This is a genomic window from Ensifer sp. Root423 (assembly GCF_001426275.1).
GTDB classification, from domain to species: domain Bacteria; phylum Pseudomonadota; class Alphaproteobacteria; order Rhizobiales; family Rhizobiaceae; genus Ensifer; species Ensifer adhaerens.
Genome location: NZ_LMEG01000004.1, coordinates 64,157 through 84,603 on the forward strand (window position 1 = coordinate 64,157; position 20,447 = coordinate 84,603).

Annotated in this window: 19 protein-coding genes and 3 pseudogenes; 19 read left to right on the forward strand and 3 right to left on the reverse strand. The window is 59.4% G+C overall.

Annotated elements, in window-relative coordinates; all coding sequences use genetic code 11:
- Positions 1–5: 5 nt before the first annotated feature.
- Positions 6–1,160 carry an amidohydrolase gene (locus ASD01_RS07065; protein ID WP_060643740.1) on the reverse strand — a complete coding sequence of 385 codons (1,155 nt, stop codon included), beginning with the start codon at positions 1,158–1,160 and terminating at the stop codon, positions 6–8.
- A 521-nt stretch (positions 1,161–1,681) separates the two neighbouring features.
- On the opposite strand from ASD01_RS07065, the gene ASD01_RS07070 reads away from it, so the two are divergent.
- From ASD01_RS07070 to ASD01_RS36545, 17 genes and pseudogenes are all read left to right on the forward strand, one after another.
- A complete protein-coding gene (locus tag ASD01_RS07070) occupies positions 1,682–2,707 on the forward strand; it encodes a BMP family protein (protein ID WP_060643741.1) in 1,026 nt (341 codons plus the stop codon).
- Positions 2,708–2,725: 18 nt separating this feature from the next.
- Complete coding sequence (locus ASD01_RS07075) at positions 2,726–4,366, forward strand: ABC transporter ATP-binding protein (RefSeq protein WP_244495205.1); 1,641 nt, start codon at positions 2,726–2,728, stop codon at positions 4,364–4,366.
- Complete coding sequence (locus ASD01_RS07080) at positions 4,356–5,405, forward strand: ABC transporter permease (protein WP_060529687.1); 1,050 nt, start codon at positions 4,356–4,358, stop codon at positions 5,403–5,405. The genes ASD01_RS07075 and ASD01_RS07080 overlap by 11 nt, the downstream gene beginning before the upstream one ends.
- Before the next feature lies 1 nt (position 5,406).
- Positions 5,407–6,348 (forward strand): ABC transporter permease, encoded by a 942-nt coding sequence (locus ASD01_RS07085; protein WP_060643743.1) that lies wholly within the window; start codon positions 5,407–5,409, stop codon positions 6,346–6,348.
- Positions 6,345–7,637: an amidohydrolase family protein gene (locus tag ASD01_RS07090; protein WP_060643744.1), complete on the forward strand. Its 1,293-nt coding sequence runs from the start codon at positions 6,345–6,347 to the stop codon at positions 7,635–7,637. Before ASD01_RS07085 ends, ASD01_RS07090 begins: the two co-directional genes overlap by 4 nt.
- Before the next feature lie 380 nt (positions 7,638–8,017).
- Positions 8,018–8,284, forward strand: a complete 267-nt coding sequence (locus ASD01_RS07095) for an AbrB/MazE/SpoVT family DNA-binding domain-containing protein (RefSeq protein ID WP_034800189.1) — start codon at positions 8,018–8,020, stop codon at positions 8,282–8,284.
- Positions 8,281–8,718 (forward strand): type II toxin-antitoxin system VapC family toxin, encoded by a 438-nt coding sequence (locus ASD01_RS07100; RefSeq protein ID WP_034800191.1) that lies wholly within the window; start codon positions 8,281–8,283, stop codon positions 8,716–8,718. The genes ASD01_RS07095 and ASD01_RS07100 overlap by 4 nt, the downstream gene beginning before the upstream one ends.
- Positions 8,719–8,994: 276 nt before the next feature.
- Positions 8,995–9,243 (forward strand): hypothetical protein, encoded by a 249-nt coding sequence (locus tag ASD01_RS07105; protein ID WP_060643745.1) that lies wholly within the window; start codon positions 8,995–8,997, stop codon positions 9,241–9,243.
- Between the two features lie 216 nt (positions 9,244–9,459).
- Positions 9,460–10,500, forward strand: coding sequence for an ABC transporter substrate-binding protein (locus tag ASD01_RS07110; RefSeq protein WP_060643746.1), 1,041 nt, complete (start codon positions 9,460–9,462; stop codon positions 10,498–10,500).
- Positions 10,501–10,580: 80 nt separating this feature from the next.
- On the forward strand, positions 10,581–11,390 hold the full coding sequence (locus ASD01_RS07115) for an ABC transporter permease (protein WP_060643747.1): 810 nt from the start codon (positions 10,581–10,583) through the stop codon (positions 11,388–11,390).
- 15 nt (positions 11,391–11,405) lie between these two features.
- Positions 11,406–12,209, forward strand: a complete 804-nt coding sequence (locus ASD01_RS07120) for an ABC transporter permease (protein WP_060643748.1) — start codon at positions 11,406–11,408, stop codon at positions 12,207–12,209.
- A complete protein-coding gene (locus ASD01_RS07125) occupies positions 12,206–13,294 on the forward strand; it encodes an ABC transporter ATP-binding protein (protein WP_060643749.1) in 1,089 nt (362 codons plus the stop codon). The genes ASD01_RS07120 and ASD01_RS07125 overlap by 4 nt, the downstream gene beginning before the upstream one ends.
- 122 nt (positions 13,295–13,416) lie before the next feature.
- Entirely contained in the window at positions 13,417–14,277 is an 861-nt protein-coding gene (locus ASD01_RS07130) for a TauD/TfdA dioxygenase family protein (RefSeq protein WP_060643750.1), read from the forward strand.
- A gap of 33 nt (positions 14,278–14,310) precedes the next feature.
- On the forward strand, positions 14,311–14,958 hold the full coding sequence (locus tag ASD01_RS07135; protein ID WP_060643751.1) for an RraA family protein: 648 nt from the start codon (positions 14,311–14,313) through the stop codon (positions 14,956–14,958).
- Complete coding sequence (locus ASD01_RS07140) at positions 14,958–15,887, forward strand: carbon-nitrogen hydrolase family protein (RefSeq protein ID WP_082584583.1); 930 nt, start codon at positions 14,958–14,960, stop codon at positions 15,885–15,887. Before ASD01_RS07135 ends, ASD01_RS07140 begins: the two co-directional genes overlap by 1 nt.
- A gap of 58 nt (positions 15,888–15,945) precedes the next feature.
- Positions 15,946–17,316 carry an MmgE/PrpD family protein gene (locus ASD01_RS07145; protein WP_060643752.1) on the forward strand — a complete coding sequence of 457 codons (1,371 nt, stop codon included), beginning with the start codon at positions 15,946–15,948 and terminating at the stop codon, positions 17,314–17,316.
- Positions 17,317–17,405: 89 nt separating this feature from the next.
- Positions 17,406–17,551 (forward strand): annotated as a pseudogene (locus ASD01_RS36545) (integrase); the annotation flags it as partial.
- 41 nt (positions 17,552–17,592) lie between these two features.
- Here ASD01_RS36545 and ASD01_RS36550 read toward each other — a convergent pair.
- Both ASD01_RS36550 and ASD01_RS36555 read right to left on the reverse strand, forming a co-directional pair.
- Positions 17,593–17,739, reverse strand: a pseudogene (locus ASD01_RS36550) (type II toxin-antitoxin system RelE/ParE family toxin); the annotation flags it as partial.
- A pseudogene (locus ASD01_RS36555) lies at positions 17,718–17,795 on the reverse strand (type II toxin-antitoxin system ParD family antitoxin); the annotation flags it as partial. The pseudogenes ASD01_RS36550 and ASD01_RS36555, both read right to left, overlap by 22 nt.
- 167 nt (positions 17,796–17,962) lie before the next feature.
- Here ASD01_RS36555 and ASD01_RS07150 point away from each other — a divergent pair.
- Together ASD01_RS07150 and ASD01_RS07155 are read left to right on the forward strand one after the other, a co-directional pair.
- Complete coding sequence (locus tag ASD01_RS07150) at positions 17,963–19,039, forward strand: ornithine cyclodeaminase (protein WP_162250950.1); 1,077 nt, start codon at positions 17,963–17,965, stop codon at positions 19,037–19,039.
- Positions 19,040–19,072: 33 nt separating this feature from the next.
- Positions 19,073–20,422 carry an MmgE/PrpD family protein gene (locus ASD01_RS07155; RefSeq protein ID WP_060643754.1) on the forward strand — a complete coding sequence of 450 codons (1,350 nt, stop codon included), beginning with the start codon at positions 19,073–19,075 and terminating at the stop codon, positions 20,420–20,422.
- Positions 20,423–20,447: the final 25 nt, after the last annotated feature.

Here is a 20,447-nt window from a genome sequence, read left to right on the forward strand (position 1 = left end):
CGCCCTCACCCCAGTTCGTTGCGGATCGCCCGCATGAACACCTTGGCGCCGATGCCGATCAGGTCATCGGGAAAATCGTAGTCCGGATTGTGGAGCCGCGCGTGGTTCTCGCCGGCGCCGAGAAAGAACATCGCCGAAGGCGCCACGCGCCCGAAAAGGCCGAAATCCTCCGAACCCTTCATCGGCAGCACGCCCTCGCCGCGGTCACGGCTGACGCCCTCCTCGTCCATGGCCCGCTCAAGCGCCGCCACGGCGCGTTCCGCATTGCTGCACTGGTGGAACACGTCCTCGTAGCCGATCGTGACCTTCAGCCCGGCAGCACGGGCCTCTTTCGCAACCAGCGCCTCGGCACGGGCCACAAGATCGGCCATGCGCTCGTCGGTCAGTGTGCGCAGCGTCGCCCAAATCTCGGCATAGCCGGGGCTGATGCCGAAGGCCGCCTCGCCGAGGCGGGCATGCGTCACCGTGACCAGCGTGTAATCCTCGTTAAGCGGCCCGTTGTTGCCAAGCGCCGTCAGGTCGGAAAGCAAGGCGGCCATCGCAAAGGTCGGCGCAATGCCGTCCTCCGGCGTCGAGGCATGCGCGGTCTTGCCGGAAAGCAAGATCCGCATCCCGCGCGAGGCGCAATTGACCGGTCCTGAGCGCAGCGCCGCATGGCCAAAGCGTAATCCCGGAAAATTGTGCAGCGAGAAGACCAGATCCGGCTTGATGTCAGCAAATTTCGGATCGGCAAGCACGGCCGCGGCACCCGCGCCGTTCTCCTCCGCCGGCTGGAACATCAGGATCGCGCGGCCTCTCGCCGGTCGCTCGCGTCCAAGCCCTTTGGCCAGCGCCATCAGGATCGTCATATGTCCGTCATGGCCGCAGAGATGCCCCTTGCCTTTGATCTTCGAGCGATGGCCGATCTCCGAGATCTCCTCGATCGGCAACCCGTCGAGCTCGGCACGCACCATCACCGTCGGCCCTGGTTCTCGGCCCTCATAGATCGCCGCCACTCCGTGCCCGCCAAGACCTGTGATCACCGCATCCGGTTTCGTCTCGGCCAGAGCCTTTACGATCGTATCCGCCGTCTCCCGCTCCTCGCCCGAGACTTCCGGCCGCCGGTGCAGCTCGCGCCGAAAAACGGTGAGCGCCTCAAGTTCACGGTCGATCAGAAACATTCACGCGCCTCCGCTTCTTTATCAGGATAGAAGCTCCAGTTTCCGGCTCCACTGCTCATGCCTCTGGACAACGCATGATCCTGGTGACCTGGCCCCTTCAAAAGTCTCCCAGCCACGACCTTAAACCATCTTCGCTATTGAAAGAGAAGCGCGAAAGACGTCGTTGGACACAGCTGCAGTGGATCGACTTCAGCCCGATCTCACACTTGCTTTGCCGGTCGCACTGGAACTTGTTCACCCAGGTCGCCACCAAGAAACCGGTTACTCGAAACTGCGCCCAAAGTACGCACGGCTCTCGGTCTTCAAGTGAGGCCTCCAACTTGTCGCGTTGAATGATCGGTTAGCGGCTTCAGACGCGACACGTCTTTGTTCAGACTGCACAGAGCTTGTCGCGCAAGCTGCGTCATATCCGGTTGAATGGCGTACCACACCCCAATTGCTGCAAACTCCAACTTCCCCTACATTGACCAAGTGGTAAAAAAGACGCGCGCCAAACGCGCAATCAATCAGAGGGGAACTTAATGCAAAGCGATTCCTTCAATTTTGCCATTTCCAGAAGAACCCTGATCAAAGCTGCTGGCGCTTCCGCCGTGGTGGCGGCGACGGGTCTGCCGGGCCGTCTGCTCGCTGCGGATCCGATAAAGGTGGCGGCCATCTACACCGTTCCGGTCGAGCAGCAGTGGGTCAGTCGTATCCACAAGGCAGCGAATGCAGCCAAGGAGCGCGGCGACATCGAATATGTCTATTCGGAAAACACCGCGAACAACGATTACGAGCGCGTCATGCGTGAGTATTGCGAGGCGGGTCACAAGTTGATCCTTGGCGAGGTCTTCGGCGTCGAGGATGCGGCCCGCACGGTTGCCAAAGACTACCCGGATGTCGCCTTTCTGATGGGCTCGAGCTTCAAGCCCGACGCCGCTGTTCCGAACTTCTCAGTTTTCGACAACTATATCCAGGACGCATCCTATCTGTCCGGCCTTGTCGCCGGCGCAATGACGAAGTCCAAGAACATCGGCATGGTGGGAGGCTATCCGATCCCAGAGGTTAACCGGCTGATGAATGCATTCATGGCCGGCGTGAAGGAAGTGGCCCCGGACACCAAATTCCAGGTCGCCTTCATCGGCTCATGGTTCGATCCGCCAAAGGCCAAAGAGACCGCTTTCGCCCAGATCGATGGGGGTGCGGACTTGCTATATGCCGAACGTTTTGGTGTGTCCGACGCCGCCAAGGAGAAGAAGGTCTTGGCCATCGGCAATGTCATCGATACCCAGGCGGACTATCCGGACACCGTTGTCGCATCCGCACTGTGGCATTTCGAACCGACGCTAGACAAGGCGATCAGCGAAGTGAAGGCCGGCGCGTTCAAGGCTGACGACTATGGCATCTATTCCTTCATGAAAAACGGCGGCTGTTCACTGGCGCCTTTCGGCACCTTTGAGAGCAAGGTTCCGGACGCCATCAAGGTCAAGGTCGCGGAAAAGGAAAAGATGATCAAGGACGGTTCGTTCGCCGTCGAGATCAACGACGCCGAGCCGAAGTCGACCTAGCCTTCCTTCCTCGCGTTCATGGGAGAAGTGGTCGGCTGTGGCGGACCAGGAATTACACTTCGCCAACAGCGACCATTCTCTCCTTGGACGGGAAAGGAAGTCCCCACAACTCCTCTTCCGGTCGCCGACGTGTCTAGCAAAACCGCCCTTCGTCTTTCCCGCATCAGCAAGCGCTTCGGCCCACTCAGGGCTAACGACGGCATTTCGTTTGAACTCAAGCAGGGCGAAGTCATAGCACTTCTCGGGGAGAACGGCGCCGGCAAGACGACTCTGATGAACATTCTGTTCGGCCACTACGTCGCCGACGAAGGAACCGTCGAGGCATTTGGCAAGCCGCTGCCGCCGGGAGATCCGCGCGCTGCCATAGATGCCGGCGTCGGCATGGTTCACCAGCACTTCACCCTCGCTGACAACATGACGGTGCAGGAAAACATTGCGCTTGGCACGCAGAGCATTTGGCGCCTGCGGCTCGACCGGGCCGCCGCGCGACGGCGCATCGAGCGATTGTCCGCCGATTTCGGCCTCGCCGTCGACCCCACAGCTACCGTCTCCAGCCTTTCAGTCGGCGAGCGACAGCGCGTCGAGATTCTAAAGGCTCTTTATCGCGAAGCCCGAATCCTAATCATGGACGAGCCGACGGCTGTCTTAACCCCCGCCGAGACTGAGGCACTGTTCCGGACGCTGAAGCTGCTCGTCGCCAAAGGCCTGTCGATCATCTTTATCTCTCATAAATTACACGAAGTGATGGCTGTGAGCGATCGTGTGCTGGTTCTGCGTTCCGGCCAGCTCGTAGGTGAGCGCGAAACAGGTTCGACCGATCGCAAAGAACTGGCAGCGCTCATGGTTGGAAAAGAGGTCAAGCCAGCCAACGTCAGTCCGCTGAAGCTCGGAGCACCGCTGCTGGCACTCGAACAGGTCTCCGCAACGGCCTACAACGGGGCGGGCCTCGACAAAGTATCGCTCACCCTCACAGCCGGTGAAATCACCGGAATTGCCGGCGTCGCCGGTAATGGTCAGGCTGTCCTTGCTGCCCTTATCGCCGGCATCCGGCGTCCCACCAGCGGCAGCATTTCCATCGCTGGACGGGACGTCGCCGACTGGTCGCCGCGCGCCGCGCTCGCACATGGCGTGGCCCGCATTCCGGAAGACCGCCACGCTATCGGCAGCATCGGCGACATGAGCGTGACGGAAAATGTCATCGCCGAACGCTACCGAAGCCCTCGGTTCAGCCGCATGGGCTTCCTGAATTGGAAAGCCGCCGGGCGTTTCGCAGAGAAACTCATTGCCGACTACGACGTCAAATGCCCTTCGCCCGAAGCACGCATACGCCTACTCTCAGGCGGCAACATGCAGAAGCTCATTCTCGGCCGGGCCCTTGATGCCGACCCCGCGGTCATTCTGGCAAGTCAGCCGACACGCGGCCTCGATGTCGGCGCCGTCGCCTATGTTCATCGCATGCTGCTCTTAGCGCGAGATCGGGGCGCCGCGATATTGCTCATTTCGGAAGATCTCGAAGAAGTCCTGGCATTGTCCGACCGCATCTTCGTTATGTTCAAGGGGCGCCTTTCCACACCCTCTGCAAGGGGCGAACGCAACATTCGGGAACTGGGGGAACTGATGGCGGGCCACAGCGGGGAGCGCGGCGATCATGCGGCTTGAACCGAAACCCGCGCTGTCCCTGGCGATCACCTTGCTGTTTCCGCTGGCTGCCATAGGCACCACACTGGTGCTGACGTCGGTACTGGTTCTCGCCGCCGGCGCTTCCCCACTGTCCGTCTTCTATCTTGTGGCGAAGGGGGCGGCCGGCTCACAGTTCGCATTCCTAGAGACCTTGACCCGGGCGACGCCACTGATCTTCACGGGTTTGGCGATCGCCGTCGCCTTTCGGGCAAAGCTCTGGAACATCGGCGCAGAAGCCCAACTCTACATCGGTGGCGTCGTCACCGTGGCGCTGGGAACGGGCGCACTGCCCCTGCCTTCGGTTGTTCTAATCCCGGTAATTATGGTCGCCGTCATGGCCGCAGGCGCGTTGCTTCTGCTCGGCCCAGCCGTGCTGAAGACGCGTTTCGGCGTCGACGAGGTGGTCACAACGTTGCTGCTTAACTTCATCGTCCTGCTGTTCGTGTCGATGCTGCTCGAAGGTGTGCTCAAGGATCCGATGGGGCTCGGCTGGCCGCAATCGCAGAAGGTCATTGCCGAAGCACAACTGCCGCGCCTTATCCAGGGCAAGCGCCTGCACTATGGCTTCATCATCGCCCTTGCTTCGGCCGTCCTCATCTGGATCGTCATGAAAAAGACGGTTCTCGGTTACGAAATGCGCGCCGTCGGCATCAATCCCGAGGGCGCACGTTTTGTCGGAATTCTGGTCGACCGCACTCTGATGAAGACGGCGTTGCTTTCGGGAGGACTGGCCGCTCTCGCGGGTTTTTCCGAAGTCTCCGGGCTCAAAGGCAACCTGACGCTCGACCTGTCGCCAGGCTACGGCTACGCGGGCATCGTCGTCGCTATGCTGGCCATGCTGAATCCGCTCGGCGTCATCGCCTCTGCCATCTTCGTCGCCGGCATCTTCGTCGGCGCAGATGCCATGAGCCGAGTGGCCAAGGTACCGAGTTACATAGCCGACGTCATGGTCGCCACCTCGTTACTGACGATGGTTGTCGCGATCCTTCTGACGCGATTCCGAATCAGGTGGAGGTGACATGGACGCGCTCGAAATCCTCTTCACCGCTTCTTTCTGGGTTGCCGCAATCCGCATAGCATCTCCGCTGATTTTCGCGACGATGGGCGAGTTGATCTGCGAGCGCGCGGGCGTTCTTAACCTCGGCATCGAGGGGATCATGACGGTAGGCGCTTTCGCCGGCTGGTTTACCGTATACTCCGGCGGCGATCTTTGGGCCGGCTTGCTGGTCGCTGCCCTTTTCGGTGCTATGTTCGGCCTGCTGCATGCGACGCTTACGGTACCACTCGGACTGTCGCAGCACGTCGTCGGCATCGGTGTTACGCTACTTGCCACAAGCCTTACCTATTTCATCTATCGCCTTGCGCTGCCCGAAGTGACGTCGCCGCCCAAAATCGAGCCGTTCCAGCCCCTGCCGATCCCGGGCTTATCCAGCATCCCGGTCGTTGGCGAGGCGCTGTTTACCCAGACGCCATTGACCTATCTCGCATTCATCTCGGTTGCAGCCGTTGCCTGGATCCTCTATCGCACGCCCATCGGTCTCGCCGTTCGCGCTGCCGGCGAAAATCCGTCAGCGGTCGAAGCGCAGGGCATTTCGGTCACGGGCATCCGCATGGGCGCCGTTGTCGTCGGTAGCGCGTTGATGGCGGTCGGCGGCGCCTTTCTCACCACCTCGGCTTTCAACTCGTTCTTCTTCCAGATGATCAATGGACGCGGCTGGATTTGCATCGCACTCGTCGTCTTTGGCTCATGGCGGCCAGGAAAGGCGCTGATCGGCGCCGTCCTCTTCGCCGCCTTCGATGCCTATCAGGTTCGTCTGCAGCAAATTTCGGGCGGCATCGTGCCCTATCAGGTTTTCCTGATGATGCCCTATGCGCTGTCGATCCTGGCGCTGATCCTGGTCGCACGTCGTGCCGCATACCCTAAAGCTTTGATGATCCCGTACCAGAAAGGCGAAAGATGAGTTTTGACCTGATCGTAAAAGGTGGCACGCTACCCGATGGCAACGTCGCCGACATCGGCATCAAGGGCGATAGGATCGCCGCGATCGAGCCACGCATCGATGCCGAGGCTGGTCGTGTCGTCGATGCCTCGGGCGACCTCGTCAGTCAGCCCTTTGTCGATCCGCATTTCCATATGGACGCAACGTTGTCCTACGGCCTGCCACGTATCAATGCCTCAGGTACGCTGCTCGAAGGCATCGCGCTGTGGGGCGAACTCAAGCCGCTCCTGACCCACGAGGCCGTCAAGCAGCGGGCGCTAGCTTATTGCGACTGGGCTGTCTCGATGGGTCTCCTCGCCATCCGCACCCATGTCGATACATGCGACGACCGCCTTCTTGCGGTGGAAGCACTGCTAGAGGTTAAGAAGGAGATCGCCCCCTATATCGACCTCCAGCTTGTCGCCTTCCCACAGGACGGGTTCTATCGCTCCCCGAATGCTCGCGAAAACACCATCCGCGCCCTCGACATGGGCGTCGACATCGTCGGTGGCATTCCGCATTTTGAGCGGACCATGTCCGACGGCACGCGTTCCGTTACCGAACTATGCGAGATCGCGGTAAAGCGCGGCCTGATGGTCGACCTGCATTGTGACGAGACGGACGACCCGTTATCGCGCCATATCGAGCAGCTTGCCTATGAGACCCAGAGGCTCGGCCTGCAAGGCCGGGTAGCTGCCTCGCACCTTACATCGATGCATTCGATGGATAACTACTACGTCTCGAAGCTACTGCCGCTGATTGCGGAAGCCGACATCTCAGTGATCCCCAATCCACTCATAAACATCATGCTTCAGGGGCGCCACGACACCTACCCTAAGCGCCGTGGCCTGACGCGAGTGCCCGAGATGCTGAAGGCCGGCATCCGCACCGGCTGGGGTCAGGATTGCGTGCTCGATCCCTGGTATTCCCTCGGTACAGCCGATATGCTCGACGTCGCCTTCATGGGAATGCACGTCGCCCAGATGTCCTCGCCCACCGACATGCGCACCTGCTTCGACATGGTCACCAAGATCAATGCCGAGATTATGGGCCTCGATCATCTCGGTCTAGCCGTGGGCAAATCCGCAAGCCTCATCGTACTCCATGCGGGCAACCCCATCGAGGCGGTGCGCCTGCGTGCCGAGCGGCTTTGTGTCGTCGCAAAGGGCAAGGTCGTGGCAGAACGCGAAAAGCGCGATACGACTCTGTCCATTAAGGGCCGTCCCGCGACCATCAACCGCCGTCACATTGTGCCACTGCAAGCGTTTTGATATGCATATGCACCCTCGCACCGAAGCGCCAACATCTTTGACTTCCCTAAACGTCGGCGGCCTGCGCCTCCAGATAGGGTAGATCACCATGCCAACACCACGACGTTCGGCCTGGTTGGCAATGTCGCCGAGCGTGGCTTTGCGCTGCCAGCAGTGCTTTCCGAAATCCCTCGATCGCGACCGGAAGACCGATCTGTTCCCGCACCAGAACGCCACAACACTTTGCCACCTTGCCCCGGTCGCATGAGATCGAGTTTGGCTGCTATCACGGCCTCGATCCTGTTTGCAGGAAACGTTCCTTTCACCGAGCAAGTCAAGCTCTCACTTGAAATCTCACTTGTCAGCGTGTATATGCAAATGTATATGCAATGGAGAGTTTTATGCCGCAGATTAGACACAACGAACCTCCTGCGAGGGAAGCTAAGCTCTTCCGGAATAACAAGAGCCAGGCTGTTCGCATCCCGGCTGACTTTGAGCTTCCTGGCGATCGAGTGATGATCCATCGCGACGGGGATCGGCTTATAATAGAGCCGCTGCGTCGCAAGAACCTGCTGGAAGTCTTGGCAGGTCTAGATCCTCTTGGGCCTGAAGATCAGTTCCCGGATATTGACGAGACTTTGTTGCCCGCCAAGGAAATCGACCTGTGAGCAACCTTTTCATGCTGGACACAAATATCGTGTCCGAGTTGGCTCGGAACCCGAGAGGGCAGGTCGCTGAACGTATTGCGGCGGTCGGGTCGGAGGCAATCTGCGTCAGCATCATAACGGCGGCAGAATTGCGTTATGGATGCGCCAAGAAGGGTTCCCCGAAGCTGCTGGCCCAAATCGAAGCCCTTCTAGAAAGCATTCTGGTGCTCGCGCTCGACGTGCCCGCCGATGCCAAGTACGGCAACATCCGCACTGAGTTGGAAGCTGCAGGCAAACCAATCGGCCCAAATGACCTATTGATCGCTGCTCATGCCTGTGCCGCAGGAGCAGTCCTCGTCACAGCCAATGCCCGTGAGTTCACGCGCATTCCCAACCTTCGGGTTGAAAACTGGCTGGACGCGACCTCAAAGCAACTTAGGGGTGCCTCCAACTGAGAGATGATCAAGTTAGGCAAGGCTCCAGCATCCGCAATGCCGGTGCCGCTTAACAGCTTGCACAGGAGCCAGATCATCTCGGGCGTCAGCCCGAAAACTTCAAAGAAGCTCGACCAAAGATTTCAGCGCAGAGTTTTGGACTTCTCCCAGGGCGGGAAGTAAGCTAAGATTCAACCTGTTCGATATGAGCGGCACCGTGTGCTTCCGGACGACGCGATCTTCGCTGTGAGACCGTCCGGCCACATTTCCTCGCCGGACTCTCACAGGAGAGTCGCCATGTCGAAGCCTTTGAAGAATGTACTGGAACCGTCAAACGAGGCGGGTGCGCAAAATGACGTCGCGGTGGCGGCGGCTGTGGAACTTGCGATGGAGTTTTACGGCTGCGACGCCGTGACCGCTGCGGCCAAGCGCGCATTCGAGGCCAGGGATCTCAATCGCGAAAGCCATTACCGGTTCTGGCTTCATATCTTCAAATCCCTGAAAGCCAATCCACGCCTAATCAACGAAATCTGCCAGCCGGGGTGACAGAGCGGCTGCCTGTGGCAGCGCGTATAAACCCAAGCGCGGATTCATAGAGCTTGAGGCCCTCAAGACCGAATCCGCTTCACGCCGTCCGCCAGCTCAGCGAATGCAACACGATTGATATGATTTCCGTATCAATACCGGGAAATCAATATTGGAGATCGCAAGACTGGCTGGCGCAATGTCACCGTACCGACAACACCAACAAAGGGGATCGTCATGAGGTACACTGCGCTGTGCGCGCCCGCGATCGTATCAATGGTTTTGGCTGCGAACGGCCACGCCGAAACGCTCATCGTCAACAGCTATGGCGGGCCGTACGAAACCATCATTCGGGAGCGGATCATTGAGCCTTTCGAGGCCAGGTTCGGGATAAAGGTAATCTACGACGCCGTCGGTTCCGCCTCCCAGGATTACGCCAAGATCAAGGCCACCAATGGCCGCCCTGGCTTCGACGTCGTCGTAATGACCGCTTCCCAATCGCTCGAAGGATGCAAGGAGGGCCTGCTTGAGGAATTTTCACCAGAGGAGGTTCCTAATCTTGAGCGTCTGTCGTCGGTGATTGCCGGCGTTGCTGGCCCCTGCGGCGCGGTTCACGAAGTACAGTATCTCTCGCTTCTTTATCGGACGGACAAGCTGGCAGAGCGTCCAAATTCCTGGAACGCGCTCTTGGATGATGGCCTCAAGGGCAAAATCATTCTGCCGACATTCCAAAACGTGATGGCCGCCTACCTGATGGAGATCTTCTCGGTCGCCCATGGTGGAGATCTGCTCGAGAACGTCGATCCCGGCTTTGCCGCCATGGCCAAGCTCGCCGGACAGTCGATCGGCTTTGAGCAGTCATCCTCAGTCATGGAAACGTACCTCAAAGGGGGCGACGTCTGGGCGATGCCATTCTGGAACGGGCGCGCGCAGCTGCTCGTCGATAGCGGTTTGCCGGTCGACTATGTTCTGCCGAAGGAAGGCTCTATCCCCTTGGTCGCAACCCTGAACGTCCCGAAGCACGCGGCGAACCGAGACGCAGCTCTCAAGTTCGTGAACTTCTTTCTCGAAAAGACCAGCCAGGAGGCATGGGTCACCGGCTACAAGGTCGGCAGCGGCAGAATCGACATCGAGGTGCCCGCCGATATCCGCGCCAAGCAGATCACCACCGAAGCCGATCTCAAGGCCCTTCTGTTGCCCGATCTCGCGGCGGTCGCAACACGGCTCTCCGCCTGGGGCGAACGATGGGAACGTGATGTCGTCGCGGCGGCCAAGTGAGGTAGATCATGGCCGTCATTGTTTGCTCCACTCCGACAAAGCCCCCGCCCGCCGGAGCCCCTGCCAAGGGACTTCTGCCGATGGTCGCGCCGTCGCTCGTCCTGGTGCTCTTCTTCGCGATACCGATGGGCATGATGATCGGGATCAGCTTTCAAAGTCAAACGGAGGGCGGCCCGACACTTGCGAGCTACAGCCGCTTCTTCAGCAACGACCTTGTCCTTGCTGGCCTGGCCCGCACCGTCGTGATGTCCAGCCTCGTTGCGCTCTGCGTGACCGTCTTAGCCTATCCCCTCGCCTACTATCTGGCTCGCGCCACGTCGCGCTGGCGAACGGTCATCTTCGCGCTTGCCATTGCGCCCGAATTGGCGGGGGTCGTGCTTCGCACCTATGGCTGGCTCATCATTCTTGAAGATCGCGGGTTTATCAATTCCGCGCTGATGTGGACCGGATTGATCACGGAACCCTTGCCTTTGTCGAAAAACCTTCTCGGCGTCGTGGTTGGGCTTACTCACGTCATCCTGCCATTTGGCGTGCTGTCGCTTCTGACGAGCCTCCAGGGTATCAACACCAGTCTGGAAAAATCTGCGCAAATTCTTGGCGCGTCACGTCTTGCTGTAATCCGGCACATCATCCTGCCGCTCTCCGTGCCAGGAATCGTAAGCTCCTTCTTGATTGGCTTCACCATGGCCGCAAGCGCCTATGCGACCCCGGCCCTCCTTGGCGGCGCTGGTTTCAAAGTCATGGCCACAATGGTCTACGAGCAGGTGCTGTTCTATCTCGATTGGCCCTTCGCGGCGGTCATGGCGAACGTTCTTCTCATCCTGATGCTGGCCGCCGGCTTCGTCGGATCCAAGCTGGAGTCGCGCCTCCACCAAAAACTTCACCTTTAATTTCGGGAGGCTCCGATGAACCGACTGCTCACATATCTGTTCAGGATGGCGCTTGTCGCCATCCTTGCCTTTATCACTCTTCCGCTGGTGGTCGTCGTTGCGGCCTCTTTCAGTCCAACTTCGGCTGTGACGTTCATCCCAAGCGAATGGACCTTTCAATGGTACGCGGCACTATGGACTAGCCGCTGGCTCGATCCGTTTCTACTCAGCGTCGAACTTGCCGTCATCGTATCGCTCGCTAGCGGACTGCTCGGCGTCCTTGGAGCTTACAGCGTCGCCTACGCAAAATGTCCGGGGCATACCGCCATCATGGCGTTCCTCTTGTCACCCATGTCGGTCCCGCAAATCGTCAAGGGCGTGGCCGTCGTCCTGTTCCTGTCCTCGGTTGGACTTTACGACCTGCTAGGGACACCCGGCCTTGTCATGGCTCACGTCATTCTGACGTTGCCCTACGTCGTGCGCATGGCGGCCACCGCGATGTTTGGTTTCGACAAGCGGCTGGACCGCGCGGCACGCGTATTGGGCGCTAGCGTCACGCAGAGGATCCGATACGTGCTGTTACCGCTGATCCGCTCCGGCCTCTTTTCGGGGATGACCTTCGCCTTCATCATTTCCTTCAACAACATCCCGCTCTCCGTCTTCCTGGTCAGACCCGGTCAGACGACACTTCCGATTACCGTCATCAATCATCTCGAATACAGCCTGGATCCGGTGCTTGCGGCCGTGAATGTCGCATCACTCCTCTTCATCCTTGGCGTAATCATCCTTTTCGAAAAGATCGGCGGCTTCTCCGCCCAATTCCACGGGGGTAGCAAATGACCACCATCGATATTGAACTCCTTTCCGTCAGCAAGCAGTTCGGTGCAAACCGCATCGTCGACGATATCAGCCTTGCCATCCCTAAGGGAAAATTCGTCAGCATTCTTGGTCCGTCCGGATGTGGTAAGACGACGACCCTCAATATGATCGCCGGATTTGAAGCGCCCTCGAGCGGACAAATCCGAATTCGCGGCCGCGATCAGCAAGGCGTCCCGCCGGAAGCCCGGAAAATCGGACTGGTCTTCCAGAACTACGCACTCTTCCCGCATATGACGGTCGCCCAGAATGTCGGCTTTGGCCTAAGGATGCAGGGCCGGCCCCGCGAGCAAATCGCCGACGGTGTCTCACGAGCCTTGAAAAGTGTCCATCTTGAGGGCTTTGAGGATCGCTATCCGAAGGAACTTTCAGGGGGGCAACAGCAACGGGTCGCAGTCGCCCGGGCGATTGCGCCCTCGCCGTCGGTGCTGCTTCTCGATGAGCCGCTCTCAAACCTTGACCTTAAACTCCGGGAAGCGATGCGCGTCGAGCTGAAAGAGATCCAGGAAGATCTCGGCATGACCTTCATCTATGTCACACACGACCAGGAAGAGGCGATGGCCATGTCCGATCGGATCATAGTCATGCATGGCGGAGTGGTCGCGCAGGAAGGAGCGCCCGCGGATATCTACGGCCGCCCGAGAACCTCCTTCGTGGCAGATTTCATAGGCAAGTCCAATATCCTCCCGGCATCCGCAGAGACCGGGGCCGATCGGAAGCTGAAGGTTTCCCTCGGCGCGGGAAAGGCGGTGCTCACCGCCGAGCCGGCAGAGGACGTTGATCCTGACGATGTGCGCTTCTGCTGTATCAGACCGGAGGCCGTTAGGCTCGCAGATGCGGCAGGGGCCCTCGACGAACCGGCAAACCGCCTGACCGGAACCGTCCAAAAGGTCGTCAATCTGGGCGCCTATCTCGAGGCCTGGATGCTCGTCGATGGCGGGATCACCTTGAAGTCCATGATCCGCTCGACCCGCCTCGAGAAGCTCTCGCCCGGCTGCCGCGTAGATCTCGCAATCGCCCATTCCGCTGTCCAACTGCTGCAGCAATAGTGACATTCATTGTATTCCAATATTAATGCAAACGAATTGATATTGGAATTCCGACTTATCACTCCGCTAAGCTCTATGTGATCCCGAGCCCGGGATCTTCCCACACAGAGGCGAAGACACACATGAAAACTAGAGTTTCGGCAATCCAGAATGACAGCAACGTCTGCGCAGATATCGTCGGGTTCGATTTCTCCGACTACAACGACGCGGACATTGCGGCAGTTCGATCCTACTGGCTGCAATACGGCGTCATTCGCTTTCGGGCGACCGATATCACAGACCAGCAGCAGGTCGACTTCTCCCGTCACTTCGGAGATTTCGTCATCCATCCCAAGCAATTGCAGGAAGGCGGACACCCGATCCATCGCGAAATCCTGGTGATCAGCAATGTGATGAAGGACGGCAAGCCGGGCGGCGCGCTCGGCAACAGCGAGGCGACGTGGCACACGGACACATGGTTCTACGAACGCCCGCCCGCCGGCGCCATCCTCAGGGCGATCGAGGTTCCCGCTTCCGGCGGAGACACGTATTTCCTGTCGACCTACCAGGCTTTTGAAACGCTCCCCGAGGAGCTACGCAGTGCTGTTGAGGGGCGGCAGATCTTCTTCCAGAACGTCTACGACAAAACGGGAAAATTGCGCCTCGGGAAAGGCGAACCGACGAGCGCGGATTTTCGCGAGTGGAGCGGCGTCGTTCATCCGCTGGTCAGGAGCCACGGCGAGACGGGCCGCAAAGCGCTTTATCTTGGCGGGACGTCGGAAGGGGCGTGGATCGTCGGCTTGCCGCTCGATGAAAGCAACGACCTGATCTCAAGGCTTTGGGAGCACACCACCAACACGCCGGAAGTCTTCGTCCAGAAATGGAGCGTGGGCGACATAGTGATGTGGGACAACCGTTGCACGATGCACCGGCGCGATTCATTCGACCCGAACACGATCCGGATTATGCATCGGACGACGACATCCGGCGAGCGCCCGGTCTGATTTGTGAACCACAGGGCAGATCGGAGTTCATCGATGTCCCAGCCTTACAAGATCGAAAAACAGCTGCAAGCGATTCCGGACGCATTGCGAACCCTGCTTGAGGGAGTCGAAACCGCAACCATCGGCCACTTCGAATATCTTGGATTTGTTGGGGCAGGAATTGCGCCGGTCTTTCCGGTCAAGGCAATTGGAACGGCAGTCACGGTCGCCGCGCCCGGCCGTGATGGAGCCGTCATCTACACGGCAATCGATCTGCTCCGCCCGGGAGATGTTCTCGTCATCTCCCGGGTCGACCGGGACGACGTCGCCTGCGTCGGCGGCGGTGTCGTTGCTGCTGCCCGAGCGCGTGGCGCTGTCGCCATTATCGTCGATGGTCCTTGCACCGACATCGAGGAGATCCGCGCCAGCCGCTTCCCGGTGTGGTGTCGCGGAGTCTCGTCCAAGACGACCAGCCGCCGGCACCAGATTGGTGGCGCGATCAACGTCCCGATCGCATGCGGCGGGGCGGCCGTGCTGCCCGGCTATGCGGTCTTAGCAGATACGGAGGGTGTCTTCGTTGCCGATCCGTCCGATATGCGCTGCATCGCGGACGTCGCCCTCGAGCGCCAACAGCGTTCCCTTAAGCTCCGGCCCTACCTTGAGGCCGGCCATTCCATCTTCGAACTGGATCGGATCGTATAATGAAGATTTCCCTCGTCCAGATGAACTCCCAACCCGACCGCGACAGCAATTTACGCGCGGCCGAGAGCCTGATGCTGCAGGCAATCACACGCGATACACCAGATCTCATCGTTCTCCCGGAACATTTCGACTGGTCCGGCGGCACGGTGGCGGAGAAACTGGCGGCGGCTGATCATATGCCGGGCGGCGACGCCTATCGCATGTTGCAGACGTTCGCCGCCCGGCAAAAGGTCTGGATCCACGGCGGCAGCTTGCTCGAAAGGGTCGATGGGAGTTCGAAGATCTACAACACAACGGTCGTCTTTAACCCAGAAGGTAACGAGGTCGGCCGCTACCGCAAAGTTCACCTGTTCGACATCGAGGCGCCAGATGGCAAGATGTATCGAGAATCCGCCACCGTTGCGCCCGGAGAAAGCCTGTTCGTCTACGAATCCGGCGGTTTCAGGATCGGCTGTGCGATTTGCTACGACCTTCGCTTCCCCCGGCTCTTTGATGCGCTTGCAGACGCCGGCGTCGATGTGGTCATTCTGCCCGCGGCCTTCACGTTACAGACGGGAAAGGACCACTGGGAAGTGCTCTGCCGTGCACGCGCGATCGAGCACCAAGTCTATTTCGTCGCCTGTGGTCAGTGGGGAGGCTACACTGCAGCGGACGGAGATCGCCGTTTCACCTACGGCAACTCTCTCGTCTGCGACCCCTGGGGACAGGTTGTAGCCCGCGCCGTCGATCAGGTCGGTGTGGTTTCCGCACACCTCGATCTCGACCGTGTGGGGGTAGTCCGCAAGCTCATTCCCGCCGCGTCACACAAGGTTTCGTTTGTCGATCAGGCACGCGTCGACCGAGGTTGCAGGCGCAGTGATCGTTGCAATTCCTCCTGCAGCTCCTCTGCGCAGACCTTCGGGGCACCAATTTCTTCTAGTAGCACGTAGACAACGCGCACCTGAAAATGGACCGCCAATCGCCATCGTCGGGTAATCGGACACAGATATGACCGCTTTCATCACGCAAACGTTCGGCAGCTACATCGCCGAGGAAGCACTCGCTCGTGTTCCGAGCGACGTTTTCGACAGGAGCAAGCTTTGCCTTCTGGACTCCCTTGGCTGCTTGTTCGGTGGGCGCCAGCTGCCCACGGCTGGAATGCTGAGAAACCTACGGGGGGACAGCCAGGTCGCACCCTCCTCCGGCGGACCTGTCAGTGGCTGTGCCGAACCGGCGGCGGCCGCCTTCGTCAAGGCCACTTTGATCAATGCGCTCGACTTCGACGACATCTACGAGAAGGGCCATCCCGGAGCCACGGTGATTGCGGCAGCCTTATCGGTCGCTGAGCACACGAAGTCTTCAGGCACAGAATTCCTCGCGGCCGTGATCATCGGCTATGAGGTGAGTTGCCGCGTTGGCATCTCACTGGCTCACGTCCAGCCCAGAAAGGCGATTCACGGCCATGGGACTTGGCAGATATTCGGTGCAGCAGCCGCGGCCGCGAGACTCATGCGTCTCGACGCCGGACGAGCGGCGCATGCCATCGCGATCGCTGCTGCGAATGCGCCAGTAGCGTCCGTCATGAAGACCGTCTACGGAGACGCGCCTTCGATGGCGAAGAACAACTTCGGCATGGCCGCGCAAATGGGAGTCTTGGCCGCACGCCTTGCCGCTGCCGGCTACGAGGGGCCTTTGGATGTCTTCGAGGGTGAGACAGGTTTCTGGCGGATGGCGGGCGCCGACGAGTGCCGTTTCGATAAACTGACCAAAGGTTTGGGGGACGCCTACGAAATTCTTCGGGTTGGCTTCAAGCCATTCAGTTGCTGCCGACTCATCCTAAGCAGTGCCCAGGCCAGCCGCGACGTCATCCGTATGGCCGGCATTGATCCTGCCGACGGCTTGCATGCCAAGCTGATCGTGACCGCGCCTCCGATCGTGTGCGAACCGCCATTTTGCAAAGTGCGTCCACGGGACATGTGGGCAGCACAGTTCAGCGCACCGCACGCCATAGCCATGGCCGTATTCGGCGTCGAGCCCGGTCCCGACTGGTTCGTGGATGATTGGCTTCATGACGAGATCGCCGGGCGGTTTCAAGACAGTATCGAGCTCAGGCCACATACCAGCCACGCCTCGCCTCGAGGCGCTCACGCCGCAAGCGCTTGGTTACAGTTGCGCGACGGACAAATCTTCGAAAGGCACGTGGACGTTGCGGAGGGAGAGGCAAGTAACCCCATGCCGAAATCAGCTCTCGAGGGTAAGTTCTTGCGACTTGCGAGCCCGGTCGTGGGAGACAGCGGTGCTTGCGAAGCCATTGATAAGGTGTACGCGCTGGATAAGGCGGGATCGCTCCGGACGCTCCTTCGCGTATTGGTCAGCTGATACCGGCATATACCGACATGACACATTTTGTTCGCAAGCTAAGCCTGCAACCGCAAATCAACGCCTTGGGGACGGGAGTCCCCACGGTCCTTCCCCCTGGCCTGCATAGCGACATCAGCGAAGAATGCGGGCAGCCAAATTCTCTAGTCATTCGCTGCGCGCCGGCTTGCCCTCCTCAGCCGAAGTCGACGAGCCCCACGTGCAGAACCGCAGCTACCACCGCCGACGCGACTGATTTAGGGTCAATCTGACGAGGGCCTCGGGGCTGTAAGAATCTTACCCCGCCAGCATACGTGCGAGCATATTTTCTGATGTGGTCCTGCGCGCCGTAGAAAATTGCCGCGACAACGATTCCGCGGCTATGTCCACCGGTAGAAACCAAATAGCCGCCTTGTCCCGCCGTAGAAACCGGATCCCGAAATGGAACGGGCAAACGAATCCTGCTGCTCGGTCAACGAGATCGACGATTTCACACTCATCGGCTTATCTTCTTTGAGCCTAAGTTGCTACTCAGTAGCGCCTCAGCGGCGGAAGTCGTTCATTTAAAGACGACAAAAATGTATCCGAACCTTTCCTTTAATCCCTCCGTTCCAGATGCGAAATTGCTCCCGGTCGCATGACGTCGGCAATTCCACGGAGAACGGTGATGGAGAGCACACCCAGATACATTTCACTTGCGGAAATGAAGCGCCTCGGCGTCCGTCTCGAGGCCTCCGCGCTCCACGATGCCGCCAGGGCAGCTTGGTCCGACATCCGCTTGGGCCAAGCCCATGGCCTGAAATCTGTTTTGTCCTTTCCCGAAGCCGCCTTATGGAACCAACCCCAGTTTGAAGCTTACCGCGATACGTTGCAAGGCGAGCGATTGGGCTGGAAGCTCTCTGCGCTTTCCAGCGTCGGGGCCAGATATGCGGCCGTGAAGGTGGTCGGTGCCAATGCGATAAACCGTCGACTGGGTCAGCCGCGTTCGACGTCGACGATCCTGCTGCTAGACAGCTTCACGCTGCGCCCGCTTTGCGTGATGGACGGAACCGATATCTCTGCTGCAAGAACGGCAACCTATGCCTCAATGGCGCTTGAACTTTTCTTCCCCAAATCAGAAGAACTCTCTGTTTTCCTCTTTGGAGCAGGCCCCATTGCCGAGCAGATCATCAGAGTGCTCGATCATTTCGGAGCCGGCATCGTCTCGAAGATATTCGTGCGCAGCCGCTCAGGTGCTTCCGCGCGCCAACTCGTTAAAAGGCACAGACAGTCACCTCGAATTCGGCTTGAGGCTGTCGCGGATAATAAGAGGCTGCGTGATTGCCGGTTCGTCATCACCGCTTCCAATGCCAGCGCACCGGTGTTTGAGAGCGCGGAAATTTGCCCAAATGCCGTTGTCCTGCATCTTGGGGGAGACGAGACGCCGTCCGGCCATATCCAAAACGTTCTTCGGTCCGGACTGGCGCTCTGTGATGACGTTTCGATGGTGTCGCGGCGAAACTCGCAAAGCCTGGCGCTCTATTTCTCACGCAAGGGATCGACATTGGAGCAGCTTGGCCCAGCGCTCGGTGTCATGAACTTAAAGGATTTCTGTGACGCGGGCGGCGGATCGGAATTCCCGATCCTCATCACATGCGTTGGCCTGCCTATGCTGGACCTTTACGTCGCCGCTCATGTTTACGAAACCTGGTTCTCGCCAGAGGGGGGCGCGGGGTCATCCGTCCACTCATCTAGCAGGAACTGACGCCAGGCAGCCGAAGCTTTACGGAGAAGGCTGATGTATGTCACCGAGATCCTTGCAGATTATCTGGCGAATTATCCTTCCGATGCTCTGCCGCCCGAACTGAGGCTAGGTGCCGCCTGCTGTATTGTGGATGCAGTCACCGCTTGCGTCGTCGGCTGCGATGTTCCGAGTGCCCGCGCAATGCGCGCGGTCGCCCGGCAAGATTTTGGAAGCGGCCGGGCTTCAGTCTGGTTTACGGGTGAATGTCTCGGGGTCACTGCTGCGGCAGTCTGTAACGCCGCGTCAGCCTCCGCACTCGATTTCGACGACGGCCATCGCGCCGCGCGCGGTCATCCCGGCGCGGCTGTGATACCCGTAGCACTCTCCGTGGCATCTGCGATTGGTTCATCCGCCGATGACCTCCTGACCGCAATCGCTCTAGGATACGAGATCGGAATTCGCATTGCCGTGGCGCAGAACCAGCAAGCAATCAAAAGCCGACAATCGGGACGTTGGACCGGCTATGCTGCTGCGGCCACCGCAGGCCGCCTCTACAGAACCGATCCCCCGGCGCTCGCGCACGCGCTCGCTGTGGCCGGAGTGCTCGCACCAAACCAGGAGGCGAACGGCAGCTCCGGCTATGCCAACCTCACCGGGAACGACGTCAAGGAGGGTATTCCCTGGAGTGTCGTGACGGGCCTGAGCGCATTGCGCCTCGCGGAGCGGGGATTTACCGGGCCGCAGGATTTGCTCGATCATGCGTCGCACTTCGACCGGCCGAGCATCATCGCCGACTTGGGTCATCCAGTTGAGATCTCGAGGGTCTATTTCAAACCCTATTCCTGCTGCCGCTACATCCATCCCGCTCTTGATGCCTTTGCGGCGCTCCCGGAAGTCGCGGACATCAGGACCGAACAAATCGCATCTATTGAAGTTCAGACCTTTCAATGGGCTCTCCGACTTTCAAACGCCCTGTCTCCCAGTACATTGACGGAGATCCAATACAGCCTGCCCTATTGCATGGCGATTGCTGTTGTGGATGGACCTGCGGCGCTGGCCCCGGTCGGTAATGCTCAGTTGGGCAGGCCGGACCTCCTCGAATTCGCCCGCAAGGTTCGTCTCTCGGTCAATCCTGAGATCGATGCCCGTTTTCCAACTGAGACCCTTTCGCAGGTATGCCTGCAAATGACCGATGGCAGAGTGATTACCTCCGAGGTGACCTCGCCCCGCGGCGACAAGGCGCGCCCCTTAACCTGGGACGATCTCATCGACAAGTTCTCGGTAGCGACGCGGGGCAAGTTTTCTCCCAAGGCACAAAATACCGTCCTCCAGGCTTTTGAGGCACTGAAAAAAGGAGATGCTGTTCCCCTCCTCCAACGCCTGAGCATGCGACTGATCGACTGAAACCTCGACCATTGTTGGCTGTGGT